The sequence below is a fragment of the Clostridiales bacterium genome, assembly GCA_014799665.1.
GTDB lineage: Bacteria > Bacillota > Clostridia > Christensenellales > Pumilibacteraceae > Anaerocaecibacter.
Genome location: JAAVHP010000010.1, coordinates 118,593 through 130,992, shown reverse-complemented (window position 1 = coordinate 130,992; position 12,400 = coordinate 118,593). Strand labels below are relative to the sequence as shown.

11 protein-coding genes are annotated in these 12,400 nt (G+C 52.7%); 9 read left to right on the top strand and 2 right to left on the bottom strand.

The genetic code is table 11. The annotated features are described in order from the left end of the window. Positions 1 to 494: 494 nt before the first annotated feature. The 3 genes from HDT28_04795 to malQ all read left to right on the top strand — a co-directional run bounded on the left by HDT28_04795 (position 495) and on the right by malQ (position 3,694). Positions 495 to 1,097: an NUDIX hydrolase gene (locus tag HDT28_04795; GenBank protein MBD5131893.1), complete on the top strand. Its 603-nt coding sequence runs from the start codon at positions 495 to 497 to the stop codon at positions 1,095 to 1,097. 14 nt (positions 1,098 to 1,111) lie between these two features. Then, positions 1,112 to 2,008: a hypothetical protein gene (locus HDT28_04790; protein ID MBD5131892.1), complete on the top strand. Its 897-nt coding sequence runs from the start codon at positions 1,112 to 1,114 to the stop codon at positions 2,006 to 2,008. A gap of 243 nt (positions 2,009 to 2,251) precedes the next feature. Continuing rightward, positions 2,252 to 3,694, top strand: a complete 1,443-nt coding sequence (gene malQ, locus HDT28_04785) for a 4-alpha-glucanotransferase (GenBank protein ID MBD5131891.1) — start codon at positions 2,252 to 2,254, stop codon at positions 3,692 to 3,694. A gap of 138 nt (positions 3,695 to 3,832) precedes the next feature. Here the strand turns inward: malQ and HDT28_04780 are convergent, their stop codons facing one another. Further along, positions 3,833 to 4,333 carry a hypothetical protein gene (locus tag HDT28_04780; protein MBD5131890.1) on the bottom strand — a complete coding sequence of 167 codons (501 nt, stop codon included), beginning with the start codon at positions 4,331 to 4,333 and terminating at the stop codon, positions 3,833 to 3,835. A 484-nt stretch (positions 4,334 to 4,817) separates the two neighbouring features. On the opposite strand from HDT28_04780, the gene HDT28_04775 reads away from it, so the two are divergent. The 6 genes from HDT28_04775 (at position 4,818) to HDT28_04750 (ending at position 10,690) form a co-directional block, all read left to right on the top strand. Beyond that, positions 4,818 to 5,051 (top strand): hypothetical protein, encoded by a 234-nt coding sequence (locus HDT28_04775; GenBank protein ID MBD5131889.1) that lies wholly within the window; start codon positions 4,818 to 4,820, stop codon positions 5,049 to 5,051. 349 nt (positions 5,052 to 5,400) lie between these two features. Beyond that, positions 5,401 to 6,870 carry a hypothetical protein gene (locus tag HDT28_04770; GenBank protein MBD5131888.1) on the top strand — a complete coding sequence of 490 codons (1,470 nt, stop codon included), beginning with the start codon at positions 5,401 to 5,403 and terminating at the stop codon, positions 6,868 to 6,870. Between the two features lie 358 nt (positions 6,871 to 7,228). Then, positions 7,229 to 8,107 (top strand): 4-(cytidine 5'-diphospho)-2-C-methyl-D-erythritol kinase, encoded by an 879-nt coding sequence (ispE, locus tag HDT28_04765; protein MBD5131887.1) that lies wholly within the window; start codon positions 7,229 to 7,231, stop codon positions 8,105 to 8,107. A 125-nt stretch (positions 8,108 to 8,232) separates the two neighbouring features. Next, the gene (locus tag HDT28_04760; GenBank protein ID MBD5131886.1) at positions 8,233 to 8,523 is read left to right on the top strand and encodes a helix-turn-helix transcriptional regulator; all 291 of its coding nucleotides are present in this window, start codon (positions 8,233 to 8,235) and stop codon (positions 8,521 to 8,523) included. Continuing rightward, positions 8,523 to 9,617: a type II toxin-antitoxin system HipA family toxin gene (locus HDT28_04755; protein MBD5131885.1), complete on the top strand. Its 1,095-nt coding sequence runs from the start codon at positions 8,523 to 8,525 to the stop codon at positions 9,615 to 9,617. The genes HDT28_04760 and HDT28_04755 overlap by 1 nt, the downstream gene beginning before the upstream one ends. A gap of 77 nt (positions 9,618 to 9,694) precedes the next feature. Further along, entirely contained in the window at positions 9,695 to 10,690 is a 996-nt protein-coding gene (locus HDT28_04750) for a LacI family transcriptional regulator (protein MBD5131884.1), read from the top strand. Between the two features lie 143 nt (positions 10,691 to 10,833). On the opposite strand, the gene HDT28_04745 is transcribed toward HDT28_04750, so the two are convergent. Then, a complete protein-coding gene (locus HDT28_04745) occupies positions 10,834 to 12,375 on the bottom strand; it encodes a glycoside hydrolase family 16 protein (protein ID MBD5131883.1) in 1,542 nt (513 codons plus the stop codon). Between the last annotated feature and the right edge of the window lie 25 nt (positions 12,376 to 12,400).

The following is a 12,400-nucleotide window of genomic DNA, read 5'->3' as shown; positions in this document are numbered from 1 at the left end:
GTGAACGAAAAGTTTTGTAAATCAAACGCAAACGCAACCCGTGTAAAGTTTTCTTGTTTACTTCTTTTTCAAAAGAAGTAAGGAAAAAGACCTAAAACGTTTGATTATTTATGCGGTTTGAGTTATACTATATACAACGAGCAAACGTATCGGGGGATAGTACGGGTGTTCAACCCCAATAGGAACACTTGATAGCGGGCTGTTTTTGGCTCTATCTGCGTTAAACTCACTCGTAGTAGCCCGCTACAACTTCGCTCGTTTGCCTTGATATAGCCTAAAAACAGCCTCGCTTCAAGCGCGTAGCGTTTTTACTAGGCAAATCGCGAGGATATACGTACGAAACGGAGCGCAGTCGTACCCTCAGCGGTACGACAAACGACGCTTCGCGTGTATAGACCGCGATTTGCCAGTAAAAATATTTCGACTGGGGTTGAACACCCGTAAGACAACGCTTCGTTACATACTAAATTTGCGGCTTTCTAAGGACGTGCGGCATGGATGAGATAAGAGACAAGAACGGCAAGACCGAGCAAGAGTTTTTGCGCGATTATGACGTTACGCAATATTTCCGCCCGTCTGTGACGGTGGATGTTGTGCTCTATAAAAAAATCCGCGACGGACTGCGCATACTATTCGTCAAGCGCGGCGGGCATCCGTTCATTGGCAAGTACGCGTTCCCCGGCGGGTTCGTCGACGAGGGCGAGCCGTGCGAGACCGCGGCTGCGCGCGAGCTCTTGGAAGAAACGCACGTAAGCGGTATTCCGTTCTGTCAGCTAGTAACGGTATCGACGCCGAACCGCGATCCGCGCTGGCGGAATATAACGGTAGTGTACGCAGCCGAGCTCGACCGCGATATAACGGCGGTAGCCGGCGACGACGCGGCGGCTGCCGAGTGGTTCGATATTCATTGCGCGGCGGACGGCACGCTTAGCTTCCGCGACGACGGCAAGAGCTTTACGGTAAAGCTCGACGTAAAGCGCGACGCGTTCGGCGATATCGACTTGAACAATACGCGCATAACGGAGCGCGGCGCGGTCGCGTTCGATCACGCAAAGGTCGTATACTATTTGTACAACAAAATTTTCGGGCAAGGTTGAGAGGTTGGGAGTTTATGAGAATTAATTTGGTAGCAACGGGCGGCACGATAGGCAGTCGTTACGAGAACGGCGAGCTCGTTATCTCCGACGACGCGACCGCACAGATCGCATCGGTTATCGGCGCGAGCAAGGTGTTCGGCGAGTTCAAGATCCACAGCGCGAGCGTTGGGTTCGCTGCGCTTAATATGCTGCGCCAGTCGATAGAGCGCGCGCTCGAAGATAAGCCCGACGGCGTTATCGTAACGCACGGCACGGATACGCTCGCGTTCTCGTCCGCGTACCTTTCGTACGCGTTCAGCGCGACGCGTGTGCCCATCGTTATGTGCGCCGCCGATAAGCCCTTGACCGACGACGACAGCAACGGGTTCGCCGTGCTCAACGCCGCCAAAAGCTTTATCGCGCCCGGCAAGCGCAGCGGCGTATTCGTGCTGTACAAGAACCCCGGCGAGGTCGTGCGCATCCACCACGGCGCGCGCGTCATTCCCGCGCATATGCACGAGGATTTCTATTTCTCGATCGGCGGCGTGAATACGTTCGAAAACACCGGACTCATGCGCGGCATGGACTTCGACCTCGTCGACAGCAAGGTTCTGTGCGTGTTCCCGTACGTGGGTATGGACTATTCCACGTTCGATATGCAGGGCTGTAAAGCGGTCGTGCACATGGGCTATCACTCGGGTCGAATCCATATCGACGAGTTCAACAAGTTCGCGCGCGCGCACAAGAATATTCCCATGTTCCTCATTACCGGCGCGAAGAAGTACGATCCCGCACTGTTCGCCGACAACGTTACGCTTTGCCCGAGCATTACCCAGACCGCGCTGTATATCAAGCTCCTTATAGGCATTAAGAACAACGTTAAGGACTTGACGGGGTGGGTGTTGAAAAACGCGTGCGGGGAAATAGTATAAAGCCGTATTCATCGCGAAATAGTGCGTCAGCCGTCGCGCCGCCCTCGGTCATGTAGGTGGGTCTACACTCCCGTCGGTCGGCGCTCGGACTTCCTTCTCTTTCGCGCGACTACGACTTTATACGCTTGTTCGGTGATTGACCCTTGATATATTCTTTTCGACAAATTACTATCAAAATATTGTTTTTACAAACATTTTGTGCTAATATAATTATACAAAACGAAAAACAAGGAAGGTGAAAAAGTGGAACGTAAAGCAGGGGTGCTGATGCACATTTCGTCGTTGCCCAACAGCCGAGGAATCGGGTCGATGGGCAAGTCCGCTTACGAATTCGTTGATTTTATGGAGAGCGCGGGGCTGTCGCTGTGGCAGGTCTTGCCGCTCTGTCCCACGTCGTACGGTGATTCGCCGTACCAGTCGCCCAGCGCGATCGCGGGCAATCCGTACTTTATCGATCTCGACACGCTCGTCGAGGAAAAGCTGTTAAAGCCCGAGGAGCTTAAAGAATACCCGATCGCCGACGTCGATTACGCCGCCGTGTACTTCGAGCGGTTCGACACGCTTAAAAAGGCGTTCAAGCGGTTTATCAAAAAGCCCGCTAGGGACTATCAGGCGTTCAAGGCCGAGAATGCGTTCTGGCTCGACGATTACGCGCTGTTCATGGCGCTCAAAGAAGCCAACGATATGCAGGCGTGGTACACGTGGGCGGACGAGTACAAGTTCCGCACTGCGGACATGAGCGAGTTCGAAGCGCCCGCCGAGTTCTATAAATTCATGCAGTACGAGTTCTTCAAGCAGTGGGCGGCGCTCAAAAGCTACGCCAACGGCAAGGGAATAAAGATTGTCGGCGATATGCCTATCTACGTAGCGCACGACAGCGTTGAGGTCTGGTCTAAGCCGAAGCAGTTCATGCTCAACGCCGACCTGTCCAAAAAGTCGGTTGCGGGCGTGCCGCCCGATTATTTCTCGGCGGACGGTCAGCTCTGGGGCAATCCGCTCTATGATTGGGACTATATGCGCGAGACTCGTTACGAGTGGTGGGTGCTGCGTATGCGCATGGCGCTCAAACTCTACGACGTGGTGCGTATCGATCACTTCCGTGCGTTCGCGGACTACTACGTTATTCCCGCCGACCGCACAGACGCGCGCGTGGGCGAGTGGCACATGGGACCCGGCAAAGAGCTGTTTGACATTATCAACGCCGAGTTGAACAACCCGCCGATCATTGCCGAGGACCTCGGCGACCTGCACGACTGCGTGCGTACGCTCGTGCGCGAAACGGGCTTCCCCGGCATGAAGATCATGCAGTTTGCGTTTGACGGCAACCCGCGCAACGATTTCTATTACACCAATTACCCGACCAACTGCGTGGCGTATACGGGCACGCACGACAACGACACCACGCGCGGCTGGTTCAACGCGCTCGACGATAACAATAAAGCGCTCGTTCAGCGCACGCTCGGCTACGACGGCAATGCGATCGCCAAAGAGATTATCGAGCGGTTGTATTCGTCCAACGCCGATACCGTCATCATTCCCATGCAGGACTTTTTGAACCTCGACACCAAGGCGCGCATGAACACTCCGTCGACGCTCGGCGGCAACTGGGCATGGCGCAGCGCGGACAAGTGGACTAAGAAAGCCAAGACCCTCCGCGCGCTCGCGAAGAAGTATAATAGATTGTAATTGGTAATAAAAAGAGGATAATTTTAATTGCCCTCATCCACCGCAAGCGGTCCCCCACCCTCATGCCCCCATTTGGGGAAGGCTTATAAAGATAAATTAAAAAGCGGCTTGAATTTTCAAGCCGCTTTCGTCGTTCTATTATAAATCGTCGTCCGGGTCTTCCTCGTCGTCTTCCTCGAAGTCGTTGGGGTCGACGTTGTAGTCGAAGTCGTCGGGCTCGTCGGACACCGATTCGACTTCTTCGTCTTCCTCCTCTTCCTCTTCTTCCTCGTCGATAAACATTTCCTGCATACCGTCGGGAATCTCTTCTTCCTCGTCGTCGGCGAACGGTTCCCACGTTCCGGCGTCCTCGTCGTCCTCGGAGATCTCCTTGCTTTCCTTCTCCTTGGCTTCGCGTTCCTTCTTGCACTCGAAGCAGACGTCCTCGTCCTCGCCCAACAGGTTGACGTGGCAGATCGGGCAAACGCGCTCGTCGGCGTTCTCGTCCTCTTCGGGAAGCAGAATAGACGGATCGCCTATGCCCATTTCCGCTTTGCATACCGCGCAATACTTTTCGCGCCTATCTATATAGTTGATCTCGCAACGCGGGCAAAGCACGTATACGGGGCGTTCATCTTTCACGGTCTTGTCTTTTTTCATGAATATTTCTCCGAGTATCGTCCGTTGCCGTAGCGTTCAAGCGGTTTCGGCGTCGGCTTAATCGCACATATTATATGCGTTTTTTGCGTTTTTGTAAACTGTTTTTAGGGCGTTTTCGGTAATTATTTTAAAAAATTTTGTAATTCCCGCGCTGTTATAATTTTGCACAGTTTCGGCTATAATTATTATACCCGATGCCAACCCGAGTGGAGCACTTTTGACGGTGCGCGGTTTCGGCTCTTTTCCGCCTTGTCTCGCTTGTAGTAGCACAGTGGCTACGACTTCGCTCGATAAGTCGACAAATAGCTCGAAACGCGCTACCGCAAAAGCTGGCATTTTTAGGGAGCAAATCGTAGGCTTAGACAAGGAAACGCCCGCAGTATAAGCCTTAGATCGGCTATACAAGGGCGGTGACGCAGTGTAAGTCACGATTTGCCCTTAAAAATGTGTTACACCCGGGTTGGCATCGGGTAAGGAGGTAAGTATGCGTAGAAGTGTCAGTAGCGTGCAGGAGGTCAAGTCTAAACTCGCCGAGCTCAAGGGCAAGCCGCTTTCGGTTTCGGTCAATAAAGGGCGTAAACGCGTCCTTCGGCTGCGCGGCGAAATAGTCGATCTTTTCCCGTCGGTGTTCACGTTCCGCGCCGAGACCGAGGAGCTTGTTTCGTTCTCGTATTCGGACGTCATTTGCGGGGATATTTTATTTAAATCCGCCGACTGAGTTCGTGCGACAATCTTGCTGTCGATTTCCGCGCTACGTGCTATAATCCGTCGAGCACGTAGTTCCACTACGAGCACGCCGTATTATATTCGTATCACGAAAATCGCCGACACAATCTTGCCGCGTCACCCAGTCAGCGGATTTGTATTCTTCGCCGCCGACTAAGCCCCTGCGCTATCCTTATATATTATATAGGGTATCACGAGCCGCTGTGCAAATATGCACGGCGGTTTTGTAATGGTTTCGACAAAAGTTTTTATTTATTCGCAGGCATGGGGCGGTATGCGGGCATATTGGAGCGTTCAAGTGAATATCATATAGCGATATCATTTATTCAAGGAGAAATAATATGTCAGAAAATATCAGCATTAAGAGCGACGGAATAGGGGTAGCGCGCGGTCAGGCGGTGGTCGAGGCGCGCAGCTCGTACGACGGCGCGTGCCGTATTCTCTCGGTGTCGGCGACCGCTGCGCTCAGTCCCAGCGAGGTGTTCGCGCAAGAAGCGCGGTATCAGGGCAAGGTCACGTTCGACTGCCTTGCGCTTATCGGCGAGCGCGTGGAGTGCATTTCCGCCGTTGCCGAGTTTTCGGATAAGATCACTTCACCCGTGATCGCCGCGGGCAGTCTTATCTCGCTCACGCCCGATATTATCAACGTCGAGGCGAGCGCGGAGGGTGGCATAATCAAGGCTGTGGCGGTCGTTGACGTCACGGCGACCGTTGTGGCGTCTAACGAAGTTGCGTGCCTTGCCGCGCCCGACGAGGGCGTGTACGCGAACTACCGCGAGGTAGAGTATTGCACACTCGCTGCCGAGAGCAACGAGGTGGTGTACGTTTCCGACCGCGCCTCTGCTAAGTATGCGGATATTCTCTATACTACCGCGCGCGCCGCTGTTAGCGGTGTGGAAGCCGCCGACGGCGAGATCAAGGTCAGCGGCAACGTGTATTTCACTACGATCGTGCGCGAGGACGACGGTATGCTCGCATCGGTGCGAACTGTTTCGCCGTTCGTTAAGAGCGTGCCGCTTCTCGGCGTGAACGCAGATAACACCGCGACCGCGTCCGTCACAGTCGGCGAGTGCGGCGGCGTGCCCGCTGCGGAGGACGGCGCGATCGAGCTTGCGGCTACGCTTAATCTTTGCGTTCGCGCGTTCGCGTGCCGCAAGGTGGACGCCATTAACGACGTGTTCTGCGCCGATAATGAGATCGAGGTAAAGAACGTCGATATCAAGACCTATTCCATCGATCCGCCCGTGACCGTCGTCGATACCGTTGACGGGCAGGTGACTTTGCCTGCCGATCGGCTCGCCGCGGATACCGTTTTGTGCGTTACGGGTACGTTCTGCACGCTTACGTCCGTCACTGTCGACGACAAGCGCGTGAACGCCGAGGGGCTTGTCGGCGGCGATATCGTTTACTACAACGCCGAGACCAACGGCGTGGATAGCCTTGCGTTCCGCTTGCCGTTCAGTATTCCCATTGCTGTGCATACCGCCGCGCAGGACGTTACAGCCGTTGCCGTCGTTACCGACGTGAACGTGCGCGTGCGCCGCGAGTCGGTGTTTGATATTAAAGCGGACGTCGCGTTCACGCTGAACATGGGCGGTGCGGGCGAGTGCGTGCTCGTTCAGAGCGTGGCGTGCGGTGCGCCCATAGAGCGGCCCGATGCGTCGGTCATTATTCATATCGCCAAGAAGGGCGAGACTTTATGGCAGGCGGCGAAAGCGCTCGGCTGCGCGCCCGATAAGGTCGCCGCGCAGAACGACGCCGACGCGCCGTATGCCGGTGGTGAAAGATTGATCAATTTCTGTAAGAGATAGCCTACTTTCTTTTTCGAAAGAAAGTAGGCAAAGAAAACTTACGTTTTTAATGCGTGGTAGTAATTACCACGCATTTCTTTTTTGAAGATGTACTGCAAAACAAATCCACACCCTCCCCTTGGGGGAGGGGTAGGGGAGGGGCATAACGGGAAAGTCGGTAGTTGTAGTAGATTACAATAGCGAGCCGCTTCATTATGCCCCCACCACCGCAAGCGGTCCCCCTCCCCCCAAGGGGGGAGGTTGAATATTACGTGTTAGGCTTAATCGCATTCAAACATATTAACGTAAAAGTTTTTTGCCTACTTCTTTTCAAAGAAGTAGGTTGACAACCTAATAATATTCATGCTATAATCGTCGCATGAGAAAGCTTATATTACGCGCATTCGCAAAAGTCAATCTGTCGCTCAATATCACGGGCAAAGCGCAGAACGGTATGCACGAGCTCGACAGCGTTATGATGTCGGTCGATAAGTTCGACACGCTCACCGTCACAGAGCGTGCCGACGATAAAATCACCGTGAAGTTTACTAATGCCGATATCCCCGCCGAAAACAATACCGCGTACAAGGCGGCGCACGCCGTTTGCTCCAAACTCGGTCGCGGCGTGGATATAGTCATAGAAAAGGGTATTCCCATGGGCGCGGGGCTCGGCGGCTCGTCCGCGGACGGCGCGGCGGTTCTGCGCGCGCTCGACGTTCTGTACCGTTTGCCCGAACGCGGTATCGATATGCGTAAGACCGCGCTCTCCGTCGGCTCGGACGTTCCGTTCATGCTGACGGGCGGGCTCGCTCGCGTGCGCGGCACGGGCGACGACTTGTTCTTTATAGAGAATAAACTCAACCTGTTCATGGTCGGGCTTATGCCGTGCGAGGTATCAACGGCGCGCGCGTACGCCGTTTTCGACGAACTCAACGCGAACGGCGCGCATACCCCAACCGATACCGAAAAACTGTGCGACTGCCTTTTGGCAGGCGAAAACAAGGCGCTTGACTATTTAGGCAACGCGCTTTACACGCCCGCCGTTAGGATCGCGCCCGAGATCTCGAAGTGCGCCGATAAGCTCAAATCGTTCGGCGCAACCGTCAATATGACAGGCTCGGGCGGTACGGTGCTCGGCTACTTTACCGATATTAATAAGTTCGCGCAGTGCGCGTCCGCGCTCAAAGCCGAAAAAGGCTTTATCGCGCTCGCTCCCGCCAAAACGGGCGTACTGCATGAGTGGATAGAGAGAGAATAAAATTCAAACCCTTGACCATAATGGTGCAAGGGTTTTTCAGTGGAATTTTCCGATTTTAACGATAAATGCTAAAATATTAGCATTTTATTGACAAAACGGCCTAAATATGCTAAAATATTAGCATTATGGATAAAGTATTCGATATTAAAGAGTTTGTTCCCGTATTGACCGAGCAATCCGTTATTGCCGATTTGGTAAAAAGGGTAAAGCTACGGCGAAAGGAGTTAGGTATTACTCAGCGGGATATGGCGCAAAAATCGGGGGTTAGCTTCGGTTCTGTACGGCGTTTCGAGGAGACGGGAGATATATCGCTTTCGTCGCTCGTAAAAATCGGGCATACGATTGGGTGCTTACAGGATTTTAACGAGCTGTTTAAAAGCAGTAAAATAACGAGCTTGAAGGATTTTAACGGATAATGGAAAAGGTAAAAAAACTTACTGTTATATATAACGGCTCTGTCGTAGGGTATTTAGCCGAAATATCGGAAGGGCGCATTGCTTTTCAGTATGACGAGCAATGGGTTAGGAACGGTTTTTCCGTTTCGCCGTTTTCGTTGCCGCTTACGAACGAGATCTATTACAGTGCGAAGCAAACCTTCGGCGGTTTGTTCGGGGTGTTTAACGATTCGTTGCCCGACGGGTGGGGCGAGCTACTGGTTAAGCGAATGCTCGCGAAAAGCGGCGTCAACTACGATAGGCTTTCTCCGCTTACAAAGCTTGCGCTTATTAACGGCAATGGGCTCGGGGGATTGAGCTTTGAACCGACTTTTGCCGAAAGGGACGATAACGGCGCGGTCGATTTGGACGAGCTGTGTGCCGACGTGCATAAGATATTCGACGACGAGGCGCACGCGCGGGATTTGGATTTGGTGTACGCCCTCGGCGGAAGCAGCGGCGGCGCCAGACCCAAGGCACATATAAAGATCGACGGTGAAGAATGGATAGTCAAGTTTCCGTGCAAGACGGATTCTTTAAGCGTGGGTCTGCTCGAATATAAAGCCAATTGTTCGGCTAAAAAGTGCGGAATTACTACAAACGAGTTCATGCTTTTCCCGTCTAAAATATGCGAGGGTTATTTCGGCGCGAAGCGATTTGACAGACTCGGGGATAGGCGAGTACACATGATTTCGTTTGCGGCTTTGTTGGAAACGAGCCACCGCATTCCCAATCTTGACTATATGCATTTGTTCCAGGTAGCGCAAAACATTTGTTCCGATAAGGACGAGCTGTACGAGATCTATCGCAGAATGTGTTTTAACGTGTTTTACGGCAATCGCGACGACCACGGTAAAAATTTCTCGTTCGTGTATGACGAGAGTAAAGCTAGCTATTCGTTATCTCCGGCGTACGATTTGACAAAGGTCACCGATAAGCCCGAACATGAAATGACCGTAATGGGTAAGGGAAAACCTGTTGAACCCGATTTGATCGATATTGCTAATGCTGTAAAGCTATCTCAAAAGAAATGCTTGGATATTATCAAATCGGTTAAGACGGAGATCGACGGTTAAAGTTGACTAATCAACAAATTATGAAATCGGTTTCCAATTTGCTTGACTTTTTGTTGTCGTTTTGATACCATATTTATATGATTACGATTTACGACATATCGAAGGAAAGTGGGTTTGCACCGGGGACGGTGTCAAAAGCCTTGAATAATTACTACGGAGTTAATGCGGAAACACGAAAGAAGATAATGGATGTCGCTAAGCAAATGGGATATACGCCCAACGCCAATGCCCGTGCGCTCAAAGCCAAGCATTCGCATAATCTCGGCGTGCTGTTTTATCTTAGAGACAGTCTCGATCTTTGCCAGCATTTCTTTATTCAGATCTTGAACGAGTTTAAGCAGATCGCCGAGGGGCGGGGCTACGATATTACTTTGCTGTCGAAAGGGCAGGACTTGGGCGCGCAGGCGTTCGTTAAGCATTGCCATATCCGTCAGTTGGACGGCGTGTTGATCTTCGGCGATTATAACTCGGACTTGGTTCAAGAGCTTATGGCAAGCGATATTCCTTGCGTGGGGTTCGATTATATAGGCAATCTTATTTCGGGCGTGACCTGCGATAATTACGAAAAGACCAAGGCGCTCGTTTTGAAGCTTATCGAAATGGGACACGAGCGTATTCTGTTCCTTACCGGCGAGGACAACTACGTTACCGAGGAGCGCCAGCGCGGGTATGCCGACGCGTTCAGACAGATGAACATTGAACGGCTTCCGTGCGTGCGCGCCAATTATTCAGACCCCGAATCGAGCTACGATATGACGCTCAAACTCTATCCGCAGTACAAGCCGACCGCTATTCTTTATCCCGACGATTATTCGGCGATAGGCGGCATTAACGCGTTGCGCGAGCTTAGAGTTTCCATTCCGTTCGAGGTTTCGGTCGCGTCGTTTGACGGCAGTATATTCTCGCAGCTGACCAGCCCGCCGCTTACCTGCGTTTGCCAGGATGCGAAGAAAATCGGCGTTGCGCTCGCCGAAAAGCTTATCAAGATCATAGAGGACGAGGACACCACCAAAGAGCTGATCACGGTAGAGTCCGAAATTAGGTTTACCGATAGCTGTCGGTCGATAAAATAATAAGGTTGCAATTTATCACCGACACCGCTAACGCGGTCCCCCTTCCCCCTGAGGGGAAGGCTAATAAAGAAAATGAAATACCCCGTTGGGAGTTTATCCCGACGGGGTATTTCGTTATGTGAGGGAAATTTGATGATTGCTTTTTAGTGTCCCAAATAGATGAGCGACAGATCGTCGAAGTAGCAGGTGCCCGATTTTTGGGAGTTGAGCAGATAATATCTAATACTCTGCACCTCGTCTTTATCTATGGTGAAGTCCAGAGTAAAGTCTTTCCACTCGTCTGACGAGCCGATGTCTACGGTCTTATTGCCGTTGGTACGCGAGGTGGTGGAGTAGCCGAGGACGTATGTGTAACGGAATGCCGCTTTTGCTTCGCCTTCGGTGCGGTATTTGCCGGTGAGCCTGTACTTGAAGCCCGTCGACGCGCCGCGCAGCCACTGACCGAGAAGTCCACCGTTTACGATTTTCGCGCAGGTGTTGGTTACGTCGTTTATCGTTTCGGTGAACAGCCCCGCCGAGCTGTTGGGAACGAATGCTTCGAGCGCTTCGTCGGTTACGGTGAAGTCCTTCCACGGGTTGCCGTAATAGCCGTAGTCGTCGCGTTCGAAATCGCCGTTGGCGCATTTCTCTGCGGTCGGCAGGGTAGTGAGCTTTTTGGGCTCGTAGCCTTCCGCGAAGTTACGGTTTTGAACGGGGCGCTGCTCCCAGCCTTCCATTTGGAAGGGGACGTACCGCCACCAGGAGATTTCGGCGTAGTCGGTGTCGTACATACGGCTGTCCGCCGACATATTACCGTTCTCGGGGTCGGTCGCGCCGCCGCCCGCCCAGCTCGGTACCCATAAGCCGATATTGAGCGTTGCATTGGTCGTGGGAACGTTGGCGTCGATCGTAAGCACCTTTACGCCGTCGATATAGTAGTCGACATACGGAACGTCCACGTCCGTCACCCAGTCGAAGGAATAAATATGCCAGTCGCCGTCGTTTACGTAATAATCGACGGGGGTGGGCATATTGGTGTTGTTGGACGGCGCCGTCCACGTGGTGAAGAACACCTGCGAGAAGTCGGGTTTAAGTCCTATCTCTATATCTATCTCGTTTTGCTGCGTCGAGCCGTCGTTGAGCGTGAACCACGAGTACACCCACATGGAAGTGAGCGCGCCCACCCTGGGACAGGCTTTCATTTTAATATCGTATCTTCCCGGTCCTAACGCTTCCGTCGTGGAAATGCACGCGCCCGTGTTAAGCCCGTAGCCCTGCGAGGCGTTGAAAAGCGTTTTGCCGTCGTTGCCGTACGTCGCTTTTTCTTCCTCGGTGTACAGCGGATCGTTATCCATATTATAATAAGAACCGTTGGCGCGGAGAAGCAGGTGAGTATCGGGATTGTTCTCGTCATCTACCAAGAAAACGTTTTGCGGGCGAACGCCGTTCTGGTCGGTGCTCCACTGATCCCACACCGAGTCCGATATTACCCAGCGGTCGAGATCGATGCCGTTCGTGAAATCGTCGTACAGCATTTCGTCGTAATTGAGCTTGTGCCGCGACGAAACGGACTTATAATACTCCTCGCCGTAATCGTACATTGCGCCGCCGAGCTTATCGTTACCCGAGCACCCGACCATGGTCGGCAACGCCGCAGCGGCCACCGTACCGGCGAGTATAGCGCATATCGCTTTCTTAAATTTCATTATTTCCTCCCGTTTTAGAAACCGA